The sequence below is a fragment of the Streptococcus pneumoniae genome (assembly GCA_040719455.1).
GTDB lineage: Bacteria > Bacillota > Bacilli > Lactobacillales > Streptococcaceae > Streptococcus > Streptococcus pneumoniae_G.
The window spans coordinates 1,765,380-1,781,066 of record JBFDTN010000001.1; the positions used below are offsets into that span (position 1 = coordinate 1,765,380).

At 40.5% G+C, this 15,687-nt stretch carries 12 protein-coding genes and 3 pseudogenes; 12 read left to right on the forward strand and 3 right to left on the reverse strand.

Translation table 11 applies throughout. From position 1 onward, the window contains the following. Positions 1 to 6: 6 nt before the first annotated feature. Positions 7 to 474, forward strand: a complete 468-nt coding sequence (locus AB1I63_08545) for an 8-oxo-dGTP diphosphatase (GenBank protein MEW4354899.1) — start codon at positions 7 to 9, stop codon at positions 472 to 474. Positions 475 to 528: 54 nt separating this feature from the next. Here AB1I63_08545 and AB1I63_08550 read toward each other — a convergent pair. After that, positions 529 to 1,660, reverse strand: a pseudogene (locus AB1I63_08550) (IS3 family transposase). Positions 1,661 to 2,008: 348 nt separating this feature from the next. Between AB1I63_08550 and AB1I63_08555 the strand changes: the two are divergent. The 10 genes from AB1I63_08555 to AB1I63_08600 all read left to right on the forward strand — a co-directional run bounded on the left by AB1I63_08555 (position 2,009) and on the right by AB1I63_08600 (position 10,298). Continuing rightward, positions 2,009 to 3,175, forward strand: coding sequence for a pyridoxal phosphate-dependent aminotransferase (locus AB1I63_08555; GenBank protein ID MEW4354900.1), 1,167 nt, complete (start codon positions 2,009 to 2,011; stop codon positions 3,173 to 3,175). Then, positions 3,172 to 3,939 (forward strand): DNA repair protein RecO, encoded by a 768-nt coding sequence (gene recO, locus AB1I63_08560; GenBank protein ID MEW4354901.1) that lies wholly within the window; start codon positions 3,172 to 3,174, stop codon positions 3,937 to 3,939. Before AB1I63_08555 ends, recO begins: the two co-directional genes overlap by 4 nt. Beyond that, positions 3,936 to 4,928: a phosphate acyltransferase PlsX gene (plsX, locus tag AB1I63_08565; protein ID MEW4354902.1), complete on the forward strand. Its 993-nt coding sequence runs from the start codon at positions 3,936 to 3,938 to the stop codon at positions 4,926 to 4,928. The genes recO and plsX overlap by 4 nt, the downstream gene beginning before the upstream one ends. Before the next feature lies 1 nt (position 4,929). Continuing rightward, positions 4,930 to 5,166, forward strand: coding sequence for a phosphopantetheine-binding protein (locus AB1I63_08570; GenBank protein MEW4354903.1), 237 nt, complete (start codon positions 4,930 to 4,932; stop codon positions 5,164 to 5,166). Positions 5,167 to 5,247: 81 nt separating this feature from the next. Then, complete coding sequence (gene srtB / locus AB1I63_08575) at positions 5,248 to 6,093, forward strand: class B sortase, LPKTxAVK-specific (GenBank protein MEW4354904.1); 846 nt, start codon at positions 5,248 to 5,250, stop codon at positions 6,091 to 6,093. Between the two features lie 117 nt (positions 6,094 to 6,210). After that, positions 6,211 to 6,636: a low molecular weight protein-tyrosine-phosphatase gene (locus tag AB1I63_08580; protein ID MEW4354905.1), complete on the forward strand. Its 426-nt coding sequence runs from the start codon at positions 6,211 to 6,213 to the stop codon at positions 6,634 to 6,636. 4 nt (positions 6,637 to 6,640) lie between these two features. After that, positions 6,641 to 7,054, forward strand: a complete 414-nt coding sequence (locus AB1I63_08585) for an MORN repeat-containing protein (GenBank protein ID MEW4354906.1) — start codon at positions 6,641 to 6,643, stop codon at positions 7,052 to 7,054. After that, the gene (locus AB1I63_08590; GenBank protein ID MEW4354907.1) at positions 7,044 to 8,858 is read left to right on the forward strand and encodes an acyltransferase family protein; all 1,815 of its coding nucleotides are present in this window, start codon (positions 7,044 to 7,046) and stop codon (positions 8,856 to 8,858) included. The genes AB1I63_08585 and AB1I63_08590 overlap by 11 nt, the downstream gene beginning before the upstream one ends. Positions 8,859 to 9,460: 602 nt before the next feature. Continuing rightward, the gene (locus tag AB1I63_08595) at positions 9,461 to 9,799 is read left to right on the forward strand and encodes an IS630 transposase-related protein (GenBank protein ID MEW4354908.1); all 339 of its coding nucleotides are present in this window, start codon (positions 9,461 to 9,463) and stop codon (positions 9,797 to 9,799) included. A 7-nt stretch (positions 9,800 to 9,806) separates the two neighbouring features. Then, entirely contained in the window at positions 9,807 to 10,298 is a 492-nt protein-coding gene (locus AB1I63_08600) for a transposase (GenBank protein ID MEW4354909.1), read from the forward strand. On the opposite strand, the pseudogene AB1I63_08605 reads toward AB1I63_08600, so the two are convergent. After that, positions 10,295 to 11,257, reverse strand: a pseudogene (locus tag AB1I63_08605) (ISL3 family transposase). The gene AB1I63_08600 and the pseudogene AB1I63_08605 sit on opposite strands and share 4 nt — an antisense overlap. A gap of 124 nt (positions 11,258 to 11,381) precedes the next feature. Then, positions 11,382 to 12,502 (reverse strand): annotated as a pseudogene (locus tag AB1I63_08610) (IS3 family transposase). Positions 12,503 to 12,862: 360 nt separating this feature from the next. Between AB1I63_08610 and adhE the strand changes: the two are divergent. Then, the gene (gene adhE / locus AB1I63_08615) at positions 12,863 to 15,514 is read left to right on the forward strand and encodes a bifunctional acetaldehyde-CoA/alcohol dehydrogenase (GenBank protein MEW4354910.1); all 2,652 of its coding nucleotides are present in this window, start codon (positions 12,863 to 12,865) and stop codon (positions 15,512 to 15,514) included. The last annotated feature ends 173 nt before the right edge of the window (positions 15,515 to 15,687 follow it).

Sequence of the window (15,687 nt, forward strand, 5' to 3'; positions counted from 1 at the left end):
GTCTTTATGGCACGTTCACAAGAAGCCATTTTGACCAATATGTGCTTGATAGAGGATCAAGAAGCAGGGAAGGTCTTGGTCCAATACCGCTCGCCTGAGCGATACCCTTGGTCAGGTTATGCCTTTCCAGGAGGACATATCGAAAAAGGAGAGTCGCTTCATGAGGCTGTGGTTCGTGAAGTCTTTGAGGAGACGGGCTTAACGATTGTACATCCACAGTTAGTAGGGGTGAAGCACTGGCAGACGGATGCTGGGATTCGTTATTTGGTCTTTTGTTACAAGGCGACAGAATTTTCAGGAGAATTGGTGTCATCAAGCGAAGGAGAGGTTTCGTGGGTGGAGAAGTCAAAACTGCCTGAGATGGAATTAGCTTATGACATGCTCTTGAGTCTTAAGATGATGGAAGATGAAACTTTATCTGAGTTTTATTATTCTGAAAAGATTGATGGAAAGTGGCAAAAGCATTTTTACTAAAAAAGACGAGGTGGGGTTGGCACTGCACCCCAATAATGAGACCTAAGAAAAACACTATTTTGAGACCTGTTTCCTATATTCTATAGGGGATAGGTCTTTTAATTTCCGTTGAATTCTAGTTTCATTATAAAATATGATGTAATTTTTGACAATATCTGTTATACTATCTTTAGTTAGGTTTCTCCAGTTATGGAGATAGAAGGTTTCAGACTTTAAGACGGAATGAAACCATTCAATGCAGGCGTTATCTGCTGGTGTCCCTTTTCGGGACATGGAGCGGATAATGCCTTTTTCTGTGCATGTTTGGTAATAGGCTTTAGAAGTATAGACCGATCCTTGATCACTGTGTAAGAGTGTTCCTTTCGGTAAATCCAACTGATTTAACGTATCTAAAACAAAGTCTGTGTCTTGACTATCTGAAATTGTATAAGCTACAATCTCTCGGTTGTACAAATCCATAATGGACGAGAGATAAAGTTTACAGTTTCCGAAATAGAGATAGGTGATGTCTGTTACCAATCTTTGAAGGGGTTGTTTGGCTTGGAAATCCCGATTGAGCTTATTTTCAGTGATATAGTAAGGTTTCCCAAGTTTTGGGACCTTCTTTGTTTTCACACGGCAAAGCCAACCATTTTGTTTCATGATACGATAGACCTTTTTGTGATTCACTGTCAAACCATATCTGCTTTTAAGAAGTCGTGTAATGGTTCGATAACCATAAATATAGCCATTTTCAAGGCACAATGTCTCAATCTTCTCAGTGCATCATCCATCGTTTTTACCGTTGCTGGCTCAGATTTCCAGCGATAGTAGGTAGATTTTGCCACACCAAAACAATCCAAAATCATCGGGATTGGATAGTCAGCTTTATACTCTTCTACAAGCTTGATAAGGGCTATTTTATCGATTTCCTTATCAAGCTGCGATACTTTTTTAGTAGCTTCACCTCTAATCTTAACTGTTCAATCTCAGGTAATTCTATCATCCCTTTACCGTAAGTATATTGTTTTCCAACTGGTTGGTAAAAGCGGTGAAGTTCATTGTTTTGATACCATTTCCACCATGTGTAAATTTGACTATCATTCTTTATCCCTAGGTTTTCCATGATAACCTTGTTGGATTTACCTGCTTTTTTCATTTCGATACAAGCTAGTTTTATGTCTAGTGAATGTGCTTTTTTGACCATAAGAAAACACTCCTAATTCTATTATAGTAGAATTCATGGAGTGTTTTTCTTTGGTCTCACTTTATGGGGGCAGGGCCTTATTCCTGCCTCGTTTTATCTTGTATAGTCATTTATCTTTAATTGATTACGTCGTTAACTCGTCTTGCTTCAACAGTCCAGTGGACTGTTGAAGGTTGGAAATTAGGATTATTCAATAATCCTCAGCTAACCTAAGTTATGTCTGTGACTCGTTGCCTCGTACTAAATCAAAACTAAACAACTATAAAGTGCTATGAAAAATCCTCTTCCTCTTTTGCCCTCCCACAGTTTTTAGTGTATAATAAGTCTATTAGATTCTTGGAGGTGGCTATGGATTTGAGCACGCGATTTAATAAGCAGTTGGATAAGATTGAGATTTCCTTGATTCGTCAATTTGACCAGTCGATTTCAGATATTCCAGGGATTTTGCGCTTGACTTTGGGTGAACCTGATTTTCCAACGCCAGAGCATATCAAAGAGGCGGCAAAACGTGCGATTGATGCGAATAAAAGCTACTATACAGGCATGAGTGGGCTTTTGGAATTGCGCCAAGCAGCAAGCAGTTTTGTGAAAGAGAAATACGGTTTGTCCTACAATCCAGATAATGAGGTGTTAGTAACGATTGGGGCGACAGAGGCCTTATCTGCAACCCTCAGTGCCATTTTGGAGGAGGGGGATGTAGTGCTTCTTCCTGCGCCTGCTTATCCAGGGTATGAGCCGATTGTGACCTTGATGGGGGCGGAGATTGTGGAGATTGATACCACAGAAAACGGCTTTGTTCTCACGCCAGAAATGCTGGAGCAAGCGATTATTGAGCAAGGAGACAAGCTCAAGGCTGTGATTTTGAACTATCCTGCTAATCCGACAGGGGTGACCTATTCGAGAAGTCAGATGGCTGCTTTTGCAGAAGTTTTGAGAAAATATGACATCTTTGTCATCTGTGATGAGGTTTATTCGGAATTGACCTATACGGGTGAGCCACATGTGTCTTTGGCAGAATGTTTACGAGAGCAGACCATTGTTATCACTGGCTTATCTAAATCTCATGCCATGACAGGCTGGCGTTTGGGCTTTATCTTTGCGCCGCAAAATTTCACAGCACAAATCATTAAGAGCCACCAATACTTGGTCACAGCAGCCAATACCATGGCGCAATATGCAGGGATTGAGGCTTTGACGGTTGGGCGTAATGACGCAGAGCCGATGAAGGCTGAGTACATCAAGCGCAGAGATTACATTATCGAGAAAATGACGGCTCTTGGCTTTACCATTGTCAAACCAGATGGTGCTTTCTACATTTTTGCCAAGATTCCAGAGGGATATACCCAAGATTCCTTTGCTTTCTTGCAGGATTTTGCGCGTGAAAAGGCGGTTGCCTTCATCCCAGGAGCTGCCTTTGGTAAGTACGGTGAGGGTTATGTGCGTTTGTCTTACGCTGCCAGTATGGAAACCATTCAAGAAGCCTTGGAGCGCTTGAAAGATTATATGAAGCTATGATGGAGTCCATCAGTAGTAAAGGAATTGTCCTTTACAATCGTAATTTTCGTGAGCATGATAAGCTGGTCAAGATTTTCACGGAAAAAAGTGGCAAGCGAATGTTTTTCGTGAAACATGCGACGAACTCAAAGCTCAGCCCTGTCATTCAGCCCTTAGTATCAGCGGATTTTTTGCTAAAAATCAATGATGAGGGTTTAAGCTATATCGAGGATTACCAAGATGTGACGAGCTTTCAAGGAATTAACAGCGATTTATTTAGGATGAGCTATGCGACCTATGTGGCAGCTTTGGCAGATGCTAGCCTAGAGGACAATCGCTATGATCCAGCTCTGTTTGCCTTTTTGCAAAAGACTTTGGAGCTGATGGAAGAAGAACTCGATTATGAGGTTTTGACCAATATTTTTGAAATCCAGATTTTAAGCCGCTTTGGGGTATCCTTGAATTTTCACGAGTGTTGTTTCTGCCATCGGGTGGGCTTACCTTTTGACTTTTCCTTTCGTTTTAGTGGGGTGTTGTGCCCTGACCACTACCAAGAGGATTCGTACAGAGCTTGTCTTCACCCCAATATCGTCTTTCTCTTGGACCAGTTTCAAGCAGTAGAATTTCAAGAATTGGAAAAGATTTCCTTAAATCAGGAGATTAAAAAAGACCTGCGTTTGGTCATTGATCAGATTTATGAAGAGTATGTAGGCATTCATTTGAAAGCCAAGAAATTTATTGATTCTCTGGGAGACTGGGGAAGTATTTTAAAGGAGCCAGAATGAAAAAAATAGCAGTAGATGCCATGGGCGGTGATTACGCTCCTCAATCCATTGTCGAAGGGGTCAATCAAGCCATCCAAGAATTTCCAGATATAGAAATCATCCTCTACGGCGATGAGGAAAAAATCAAGACCTATTTGACTGCGAATGAGCGTGTGACCATCGTTCATACAAACGAGAAAATCGATTCAGATGATGAGCCGACTAAAGCCATTCGGCGCAAGAAAAATGCCAGTATGGTCTTAGCTGCTCGTGCAGTCAAACAGAAAGAAGCAGACGCTCTTTTGTCAGCAGGAAATACTGGAGCGCTTCTTGCAGCTGGATTTTTCATTGTGGGACGAATGAAGAGCATTGATCGTCCAGCTCTTTTATCGACCTTGCCAACGACAGATGGTAAAGGTTTTGACATGATGGATTTAGGGGCTAATGCGGAAAATACACCGCAGCATTTGCACCAGTATGCTATTATGGGATCTTTTTATGCTGAGCAGGTCCGTGGTGTGAGTCGTCCGCGTGTGGGGCTATTAAACAACGGTACAGAAAGTAGCAAGGGTGACCCATTGCGTAAGGAAACCTATGATCTTTTATCAGCGGATGCGTCTATCAACTTTGTCGGAAATGTGGAGGCGCGTGATTTGATGAGTGGAGTTGCCGATGTAGTGGTGACGGATGGCTTCACTGGAAATGCAGTACTAAAGACCATGGAAGGCACAGCCATGGGCATTATGGGACAGTTGAAAACGAGTATTCTCAAAGGTGGTTGGAAAGCGAAATTAGGGGCTTTGTTGCTTAAGGGGAGCCTTCGAGAGCTCAAGCAATCTTTGGATTACTCAGATGTTGGTGGAGCAGTTTTGTTTGGTGTAGCCGCACCGGTCGTGAAGACCCATGGCTCAAGTGATGCTAAAGCCGTATATAGCACGCTACGTCAAATTCGCACCATGCTAGAAACAGCCGTGGTGGAGAAAGCTGTGGCAGAATTTTCAGGAGAGTAACATGACCAATAAAGAAACCTATCAGCAGTTAGTAGCGATTATTGAAGAGCGAAAGGGCAAGGACTTTCAAGTTCGACCAGAATTGAGTTTAAAGGATGACTTGCAGGTGGATTCGGTGGATTTGATGGAGTTTATTCTCACCATCGAAGATACGTTTGCCATTGAAATCTCAGATGAAGAGATTGATAGGCTTGAAAATATCCGCGATATTCTCAACTTGATTGAAGAGAAAAAATAGCTAGAAAAGGGAGTGAGGAAAATGGATTTCTACGAAATCATGATGAGTCTCACTCTCATTTTTCAAGAGGAGGAATCCATTATGAGTCGAGTATCTCGTCGTAACCCCAAAAAAGCGAATTGTATTTCACTTGTTTTGAGTATCTTAGTCTTTTTAGCAGCTTTGGCATTTTTTGTCTGGAAGATGTTTGTAACGACTCCAGAAATGACTACACCGACTGCTCCTAAGCAAGATGTGACGAGTAGTGTTGTTTCAAAATCTTATACAGTCTCTCAAGAGGAAAAAGATTATCTCAAACAACGGTTTGAACCTCTACTTCAAACCAATGCAGAGACAATCGGTTATATCTATATTCCAAAAACTCTTTTAGATGAACCAGTCGTTCAAACGACTGACAATGCTACTTATTTGGATAAAACTTTTGAAGGGGAAAATGTTCCGCTTCTTGGAGCGGTCTTTATGGATACAGATAACAGTAAACATTTCAGTGATCAGTTGACTTGGTTATTTGCCCATGCGCGTGGGAGTCTTGTTCCAGACCATCGCATGTTTAAAGTGGTGAACTATTACCAAGACCAAAATTACTTTAATGAACATCCCTATGTCGTAGTGGAAACACCAGAAAGAAAGTATTACTATGAAGCGATTGCAGATGTGATTGTACCAGAAAATACAGCTTTCTACAAAACAGCTTTTCAAAATGAAGAAGAATTCCAAACACAATTACAGGATGTTTACAAACTTGCCAATGTGAAAAAGCCAAATGTGAAAGTGAGTGCTAAAGATAAGTATCTTGTCCTTTCTACCTGCTTAGAAGAAGATGATACCATGCGTTCAAATCTCTATCTTCGTCAGATTCCTGATAGGGAGTTGACAGATTTCCTAGCAGCACACGGAGATCAGTTGGCTTATACTCCAACAAGATAAGAAAAGAGCCCTTGAGGGGCTTTTTTTGTGACAAATGTGATGGGAACTTTGCAAATCCTTAAAGTTTAGAACAGATATTTTCCCCATTTTACGCTATAATAGAAAGGAGGTGTCAATATGAAAAAAGTTGTTTTTGTATGTTTGGGAAATATCTGTCGCAGTCCGATGGCAGAGTTTGTGATGAAAAGTTTGACGGATGAAATCTATATCGAAAGTCGTGCCACATCCAGCTGGGAACATGGCAATCCGATTCACCAAGGAACGCAGAAAATCCTACAAGAGTACGGGATTGACTATGACAAGAAAAAGACTTCCCAGCAAATGTCAGATATGGATTTTGCGAACTTTGATTACATTATTGGCATGGATAGTGCCAATATCCGAGATTTAAACAAGATGGCACCGGCAGCCTATAAAGAAAAAATTGTGCCTTTTACGTCGCAAAGTGTACCTGATCCTTGGTACACAGGGGATTTTCAAGAAACCTATGATATTGTGCAAAAAGGCTGTCAAGAATGGCTGGAAAGATTAGGCAAAGAATAGTAAAATGGAAAAAATCAGAGAATTATATGAAACTTATAAGGTTTATTTGACACGGCAAAATATTGAGATTTTCTCAGTCATGGTGATTGTGATTTCAGCCTTGGTGGTGTTTACATCAAGTATTCCTAGTCATGGGGTCTTGACCTTGGACAAGGGGAGCATCAAATATGATGGGAGCTTGGTTCGTGGCAAGATGAATGGAGAAGGAACCTTGACTTTTGCGAATGGAGATACCTATAAAGGGAAGTTTCGAAATGGAACCTTTAATGGCAAAGGTACTTTTACCGCGAAAGCTGGCTGGACGTACGAAGGAGACTTTGTTAATGGTCAGCCAGAAGGTCAGGGAACTTTGACAACAGAGAGTAATACGATTTATAAAGGCAAGTTTAAACAGGGGATTTATCAGAATGCGCATTAAGTGGTTTTCTTTGGTGAGGATTACAGGGCTGCTCTTAGTCCTGCTTTACCATTATTTTAAGGATGTGTTTCCAGGAGGATTTATCGGAGTTGATATCTTCTTTACCTTTTCAGGATTTCTTATTACAGCCCTTTTGATTGACGAATTTGCTCGATCACATCGTATTGATTTACTAGGGTTTTTAAGGCGTCGTTTTTATCGAATTGTACCTCCTTTGGTATTGATGTTGCTTGTCACTATGCCGTTTACGTTTCTAGTTCGACAGGACTTCATTGCTAGTATCGGTGTGCAGACAGCTGCGGTTTTGGGATTTGTGACCAATATCTATGAGATTTTCTCAGGTGGAAATTATGAAACGCAGTTTATTCCGCATCTGTTTGTCCATACGTGGAGCTTGGCTTTAGAAGTACATTACTATGTTTTATGGGGCTTCTTTGCTTGGTTTTTAGGAAAGCGTAGTAAAAATGTCGGGCAGTATCGTGGAATGATTTTCTTGACATCGGTCTTGCTATTTTTCTTTAGCTTTGGAGCTATGTTTATCGGTGCGTTTTTATCACCAAACTACTCTGCGATTTATTTCTCGACATTGACGCATGTTTTCCCCTTCTTTATGGGAAGTGCTTTAGCGACCTTGACAGGGGTGACAAATGTAGGAGCTTTGCTCAAAAAGCTTGAACGTTCGATGTCTCTTCAGAAAATCTTGGGTGTCTTAATGGGAAGTTTTTTTGCTTTAGTCTTGCTTAGTCTTTTCTTGAAATTTGAGAATCTTTGGACCTACTTGGTTGGATTTTTAGTAGCGACGATATTAGCAGCAACCATGATCTTGATGACGCGTCTTTTGCATGAAAAGACGCCTAAGGTGAAAGAAGCAAAAATCATTAGCTTTATTGCAGATACAAGCTATGGAGTCTATCTATTCCATTGGCCGCTATATGTGATTTTCTCTCAAGTCATGGAGAATGTTTCTGCAAGTGTAGCGACTACGATTTTGTCCTTTAGTTTTGCGGCTCTATCTTTCTATTTATTAGAGCCGATGATTGCTGGGCGCCATCCCAAAGTATTTGGAGTAGAATTAGACTTTAGTGCGGCTAAAAAGCCGATTGTCTACTCATCTGCGATTCTTGGCTTTGTCTTTTTGATTGTCCTGTTTCGTGCGCCAAAGGTTGGACCATTTGAAACAGACCTTATGGTCAATGCTCTTCATCAAGCTGATGAAAAGATGCAAATGACTCGCCAGCAAGCAGATAGTGCAGTGGCAAGTGATTACAATGTCAAAAAAGGAAATAGCTTGATTGGAGATTCTGTGGCTCTTCGGGCAAGCGACTGGCTAAAAGATGCTATCCCAGATATTCAAGTGGATGCAGTAGTTAGTAGAAACCTACAAACAGGCTTAGAAACCTTTGAAACAGCCATTAAAAACAAGATATTGGCTGAAAATGTCATTCTTGCTTTAGGGACAAACACGGTAGGTGATTACGAAGAAATGCTTGATAGCATTGTGGAGAAATTACCAAAAGGCCATCGTTTGATTTTGGTCACTCCTTATGATGGGCGTAATTCAGGCAATCCTTCGACGATTGTCGCTAAAACGCGTGCCTATGAACTAGAGCTAGCTCAGAAATATGACTTTATCTACATTGCAGACTGGGAAGAGACGGCTGTGGCAAGTCCAGACATCTGGGCAGGGACAGATAATGTTCACTTTGGTTCGGAATCAACCACGATTACAAAAGGTGGCGAGCTCTATGCACAGACAGTCAAGGAAGCCTTAGAGGAAGCGAATAAAGGCCCTGTCAAACCATAGGAATAAAAGACTAGGAGTGGGACTCAATCGTGATTCCGAAGAAATTGATTTTGTTGTCTTTGCTTTCCAATTTTTAGGCTCAGGAGTGAACAGTCCACTGGACTAACCTCGCTTTCGAGTTTCCAAGCTCGGATACTAACAGTCCACTGGACTAGCCTCGCTTTTGAGTATCCTGCAAGTTGACGCTTTCACAATTGAGAATTGTGAAAGGTTGGAAATAAGGCTAGCGAAGACAAGTTCGCTAGCTTCTTTTAATAGAATATTGATTTATCAATGTTTTACAAGTCCGACAACTACTGCGTCAAGCTGTTCAAACCATAAAAGTAAGGAGGTTGGCTACTTTGGCACTGCACCCCAATAATGAGACCTAAGAAAAACACTATTTTGAGACCTATTTCGGCACTTTGTCAACTGTAGTGGGTGAAGTATTATCCCATACGAGAGAGAATCAGGTTGGTTCTCTCTTTTTGTATGTTTAAAGCGATGAGAATTTTAGCTTTGAAGTTTTTAAAGTTTCTAATCGCTGTTCTTCTCCTGAAAATGGAACAGCAAGAGCTGATATACTCCTTTAGTTTATAAACAGTATGTGTTATAATAAGTTTATGGCTTACGAATTGAATTTTAGAAAACGAGTAATAGACTACGTTACTGCTGGTCACACCAAAAAAGAAGCATGTGCAGTTTTTGGTATTAGTACCAATACGTTGTATGTGTGGGAAAAACAGCTTGCAGAACAAGGACACCTAGAGCGGAAAGCACGAGTTGCCAAGTCTCGAAAAATTCCCTTAGATCAATTAGAAGCATATGTAGAGCAACACCCGGATGCTTTTTTGCGGGAAATAGCAGAACACTTTAACTGCCGTATCTCCTCTGTTTGGGCAGCTCTCAAGCAACTCGGTATCACTTTAAAAAAAGACGACGACCTACAGCGAACAAAATAAGGAGGAAGTGAGACGGTATCATGAGGTTTTATCCTGCTTTGATACCATCCCTATTGTCTATATTGATGAAACAGGGATTGATACCTATCTTTACCGAAAGCGAGGTCGAGCACCTAGAGGCGTGAAGGTCTATGACAAGATAAGTGGTCGTCGTTTTGAACGTACATCTGTCGTTGCAGGGCTGGTTGGTCAGGATATTGTTGCGCCTATGATTTACAAAGAAAGCATGACAAGTGACTTTTTTACTAAGTGGTTTGACAAGCAACTCTTGCCTTCTTTGTCAGAGCCCCATCTGATTGTGATGGACAATGCTAGCTTTCACCCTAAAGCCAGGTTAGATAAACTCGCCATAGACAAAGGGCATTATTTTTTTCCATTACCTCCTTATTCGCCCGAACTCAATCCAATTGAACACTATTGGGCGAATCTCAAACATAAGGTTCGGGAGCTACTTAGAGCTGGCAAGTCTATCTATGAAAGTCTAAAATACTGTTTATAGACTAAACGACTATAAAGATCATAATAGTGCCTTAGTTCCTCTGATAAGTCTAAGGTCTTTTGAACTACTTCTCTAGGGGTTACTGTTTGTCTAAAGGTTCGAGAATAAAAGAGCTTGTTAGATAGTTTCCGGCTGTCTTTTTGGAGGATTCTCCAATGATGTTTCATAGCTCGATAAGGAAGAGAACCCTTGTCAAAGCTCTTCATAATGGCAATCCGAGTGGACATCATAGCTCGGCTCAGGTGCTGCATAATATGGAAACGATCCAGGACAATCTTTGCTTTCGGGAATAAGAGTTTAATGATAGGAATGTAGTTTCCAGACATATCTACAGTTACGACATTGACGTTTTCCCTGACCTCTCTCGTGTATTTGAAGAAGTAGTTTTTAATGGTTGTTTGACGATTGTTCTCAAGAATAGTGATAATCTTTTTTGTTTGAAAATCCTGAGCGATAAAGGCAAGCTTTCCCTTATTTCGTGAGAATTCATCCCAAGAGAGGACTTTAGGTAATTGTGAGAACTGTTCCTTGAAGGAGAATTGATTCAGTTTTCTCTGCACAACAGAGACAGAGATATGAAGTCTTCTAGCAATATCAGAGTTCGTTACTTTTTCGGTATGTAGTTGAGTGATTTTATCCCAGATAGGTTGAGAAATTTGATGATGTTTCTTGACGAGAGTCGTTTGAGATACGGATACACGTAGACAAGTCTTGCATTTAAAGCGCCGTTTTCTCAGTTTTAGAAGAGTAGGAAATCCTTGAAGATCGAGAATAGGAATAGAGGATTCTCGTTGGAAGTCATATTTTATCATCTTTCCTTGGCAGTGAGGACAAGGAGGAGCAGGATAGTCTAAGGTTGCTTGAAGGAGGATATGGGATTTAACTTTGTAAGCAGAAGTGATGGTGATATTTTTATCTTTTATTCCGATAAGATTTGTGGTATTATTAAGTCGTTCCATATGATTCTTTCTAATGTGAGTTTCGTCGCTTTTCATTATAGATTATATGGGACTTTTTTTCTACACTGAAAAAGCCCTATAATCTCTTCAGTGGAAGTTACCCACTACAGAAATTATAGAGCCCCTATTTCCTATATTCTATAGGGGATAGGTCATTTAATTTCCGTTGAATTCTAGTTTCATTATAAAATATGATGTAATTTTTGACAATATCTGTTATACTATCTTTAGTTAGGTTTCTCCAGTTATGGAGATAGAAGGTTTCAGACTTTAAGACGGAATGAAACCATTCAATACAGGCGTTATCTGCTGGTGTTCCTTTTCGGGACATGGAGCGGATAATGCCTTTTTCTGTGCATGTTTGGTAATAGGCTTTAGAGGTATAGACCGATCCTTGATCACTGTGTAAGAGTGTTCCTTTCGGTAAATCCAACTGATTTAACGTATCTAAGACAAAGTCTGTGTCTTGACTATCTGAAATTGTATAAGCTACAATCTCGCGATTGTACAAATCCATAATGGACGAGAGATAAAGTTTACAGTTTCCGAAATAGAGATAGGTGATGTCTGTTACCAATCTTTGAAGAGGTTGTTTGGCTTGGAAGTCCCTATTGAGCTTATTTTCTGTGACATAGTAAGGTTTGCCAAGTTTTGGGACCTTCTTTGTTTTGACACGGCAAAGCCAAGCATTTTGTTTCATGATACGATAGACCTTTTTGTGATTCACTGTCAAACCATATCTGCTTTTTAGAAGCCGTGTAATAGTTCGATAACCATAAATACAGCCATTTTCAAGGCACAATGTCTCAATCTTCTCAGTGATATCATCTATCGTTTTTACCGTTATTGGTTCAGATTTCCAGCGATAGTAGGTGGATCTTGCCACACCAAAACAAGCCAAAATCATCGCAATTGGATAGTCAACTTTATACCCTTCTACAAGCTTGATAAGGGCTATTTTGTCGATTTCCTTATTAAGCTGGGATACTTTTTTAGCAGCTTCACCTCTAATCTTAACTGTTCAATCTCAGGTAATTCTATCATCCCTTTACCGTAAGTATATTGTTTCCCAACTGGTTGGTAAAAGCGGTGAAGCTCATTATTTTGATACCATTTCCACCATGTGTAAATTTGACTATCATTCTTTATCCCTAGGGTTTCCATGATAACCTTGTTGGATGTACCTGCTTTTTTCATTTCGATACAAGCTAGTTTTATGTCTGATGAATATGCTTTTTTGACCATAAGAAAACACTCCTAATTCTATTATAGTAGAATTAGGAGTGTTTTTCTTTGGTCTCACTTTATGGGGGCAGGGTACTTTTGTTCCAACTTCTTTCTTTTTCACTAAAATGAAAACGCTTTCTAAAAAATAATGCCTATTTCCAAGAAAATAGCATTTTGTGAAATAAAAAACTTTCAAATTTTTTTTCACAAACTCGGATTTTAAATCCTACAAAATTAGAATTTGGAGAAAAAATTCACAAAGATTGGCTAAAAACTTTGTGAAATGTACTTGAAAGTGTTTACAAAAAAAGAAAATTACGATATAATAATCTTGTGAAATAATTAACAAGGAAAAACCTTGAATCATTGGAGGAAACTATGGCTGATAAAAAAACAGTAGCAACAGAAGACAAAGCTTTGGCTGCACAAAAGCATGTCGATGAGTTAGTCCAAAAAGGACTTGTTGCGCTCGAAGAAATGCGCAAATTGACCCAAGATGAAGTAGATTATATCGTAGCAAAAGCCTCTGTTGCAGCGCTTGATGCTCATGGAGAATTAGCCCTTCACGCTTTTGAAGAGACAGGGCGCGGAGTTTTTGAAGACAAGGCGACAAAGAACCTCTTTGCCTGTGAGCATGTGGTGAACAACATGCGCCATACGAAGACAGTTGGGGTGATTGAAGAAGATGATGTCAATGGTTTGACCTTGATAGCAGAGCCAGTGGGTGTGATTTGTGGAATTACCCCAACTACCAATCCGACTTCAACAGCGATTTTCAAATCCTTAATTTCCCTAAAAACGCGTAACCCAATTATATTTGCCTTCCACCCATCTGCTCAAGAGTCATCTGCTCATGCAGCTCAAATCGTGCGTGATGCAGCGATTGCTGCAGGTGCTCCTGAAAACTGTGTGCAATGGATTACTCTACCATCTATGGAGGCAACTTCTGCCCTTATGAACCACGATGGCATTGCAACAATCCTTGCCACAGGTGGAAATGCCATGGTAAAAGCAGCCTATTCATGTGGTAAACCAGCTCTTGGGGTAGGTGCAGGAAACGTACCAGCCTATGTTGAAAAATCAGCTAATATCCGTCAAGCAGCTCACGATATCGTCATGTCTAAATCATTTGACAATGGAATGGTTTGTGCGTCTGAGCAAGCCGTGATTATTGATAAAGAAGTCTATGATGAGTTTGTAGCTGAATTCAAATCCTACCACACTTACTTTGTGAACAAAAAAGAAAAAGCGCTTCTTGAAGAATTCTGTTTTGGCGCAAAAGCCAATGGTAAAAATTGTGCAGAAGCAAAACTCAATCCAAATATCGTTGGGAAATCAGCGGTTTGGATTGCTGAGCAAGCTGGATTTAGCGTGCCAGAAGGTACGAATATTCTAGCAGCAGAATGTAAAGAAGTGGGCGAAAATGAGCCATTGACACGTGAAAAACTCTCACCAGTCATCGCTGTCTTGAAAGCTGAATCTCGTGAAGACGGAATTGATAAAGCTCGTCAAATGGTTGAGTTCAATGGACTTGGACACTCAGCTGCTATCCATACTGCAGACGAAGAATTGACCAAGGAATTTGGGAAAGCCGTTCGTGCAATTCGTGTGATTTGCAACTCTCCATCTACTTTTGGTGGTATCGGGGATGTTTACAATGCCTTCTTGCCATCATTGACACTTGGTTGTGGATCTTATGGACGCAACTCTGTCGGTGACAACGTAAGTGCTGTAAATCTCTTGAACATCAAAAAAGTAGGAAGACGTAGAAATAATATGCAATGGTTTAAAGTTCCTTCAAAAACATACTTCGAGCGCGATTCTATCCAATACCTTCAAAAATGTCGCGATGTAGAGCGGGTCATGATCGTTACAGACCACGCCATGGTTGAGCTTGGATTCTTGGAACGTATCCTTGAACAACTTGAACTTCGTCGCAATAAAGTCGTATATCAAATCTTTGCAGATGTAGAGCCTGATCCAGATATCACAACGGTCTATAAAGGTACTGAATTGATGCGTAGCTTCAAGCCAGATACCATTATCGCGCTTGGAGGAGGTTCTCCGATGGATGCGGCTAAGGTGATGTGGCTCTTCTATGAGCAACCAACGGTTGACTTCCATGACTTGGTTCAAAAATTCATGGATATCCGCAAACGTGCCTTCAAATTCCCAGAATTAGGGAAGAAAACCAAATTTGTGGCGATTCCAACCACTTCAGGTACAGGTTCTGAGGTAACACCATTTGCTGTTATCTCTGACAAGGCAAATAACCGTAAATACCCAATTGCAGACTACTCATTGACACCAACTGTTGCCATTGTAGACCCTGCGCTTGTTATGACTGTTCCAGACTTTATCGCAGCAGACACCGGTATGGACGTTTTGACCCATGCGACAGAAGCTTACGTTTCTCAAATGGCTAATGATTACACAGATGGACTCGCTCTTCAAGCCATTAAATTAGTCTTTGAAAACCTTGAAAATTCTGTGAAAAATGCGGACTTTGAATCTCGTGAGAAGATGCATAATGCTTCTACGATTGCAGGTATGGCATTTGCCAATGCATTCCTTGGAATTTCTCACTCAATGGCGCATAAGATTGGTGGTAAATTCCATACGATTCATGGACGTACCAACGCTATTCTTTTGCCATACGTCATCCGCTATAATGGTACTCGTCCAGCGAAGACTGCGACATGGCCTAAGTACAATTACTATCGTGCAGATGAGAAATACCAAGACATCGCTAAAATGCTCGGACTTCCAGCTTCAACACCAGAAGAAGGGGTGGAATCTTACGCTAAAGCAGTTTACGAACTTGGTGAACGTATCGGTATCAAGATGAACTTCAAAGACCAAGGCATTGATGAGAAAGAATGGAAAGAAGCAGCACGCGGTCTTGCCTTCCTTGCTTATGAGGATCAATGTTCCCCAGCAAACCCACGTTTGCCAATGGTTGATCATATGCAAGAAATCATCGAAGACGCTTACTATGGCTATAAAGAACGCCCAGGTCGCCGTAAATAAGTTATCAGCCTAGAGTAGGGATTTCCCTACTCTTTTTTATCTATAATAGCAGATATTTGTTTCATTCCATACTTATCTTATAGTCTTTTTTGAAAAAATAAAAAAATCTAATCAAATCCTCTTGAAATTATCTGAATAATATGTTAATCTTTATGTAAGGGCTTACAAGATAA

Excerpts from the sequence above, each read along its gene's own strand:
- AB1I63_08545 (MEW4354899.1), top strand. The coding sequence starts at position 7 with ATGGCACGTTCACAAGAAGCCATTTTGACCAATATGTGCTTGATAGAG.
- AB1I63_08555 (MEW4354900.1), top strand. The coding sequence starts at position 2,009 with ATGGATTTGAGCACGCGATTTAATAAGCAGTTGGATAAGATTGAGATT.
- recO (MEW4354901.1), top strand. The coding sequence starts at position 3,172 with ATGATGGAGTCCATCAGTAGTAAAGGAATTGTCCTTTACAATCGTAAT.
- plsX (MEW4354902.1), top strand. The coding sequence starts at position 3,936 with ATGAAAAAAATAGCAGTAGATGCCATGGGCGGTGATTACGCTCCTCAA.
- AB1I63_08570 (MEW4354903.1), top strand. The coding sequence starts at position 4,930 with ATGACCAATAAAGAAACCTATCAGCAGTTAGTAGCGATTATTGAAGAG.
- srtB (MEW4354904.1), top strand. The coding sequence starts at position 5,248 with ATGAGTCGAGTATCTCGTCGTAACCCCAAAAAAGCGAATTGTATTTCA.
- AB1I63_08580 (MEW4354905.1), top strand. The coding sequence starts at position 6,211 with ATGAAAAAAGTTGTTTTTGTATGTTTGGGAAATATCTGTCGCAGTCCG.
- AB1I63_08585 (MEW4354906.1), top strand. The coding sequence starts at position 6,641 with ATGGAAAAAATCAGAGAATTATATGAAACTTATAAGGTTTATTTGACA.
- AB1I63_08590 (MEW4354907.1), top strand. The coding sequence starts at position 7,044 with ATGCGCATTAAGTGGTTTTCTTTGGTGAGGATTACAGGGCTGCTCTTA.
- AB1I63_08595 (MEW4354908.1), top strand. The coding sequence starts at position 9,461 with ATGGCTTACGAATTGAATTTTAGAAAACGAGTAATAGACTACGTTACT.
- adhE (MEW4354910.1), top strand. The coding sequence starts at position 12,863 with ATGGCTGATAAAAAAACAGTAGCAACAGAAGACAAAGCTTTGGCTGCA.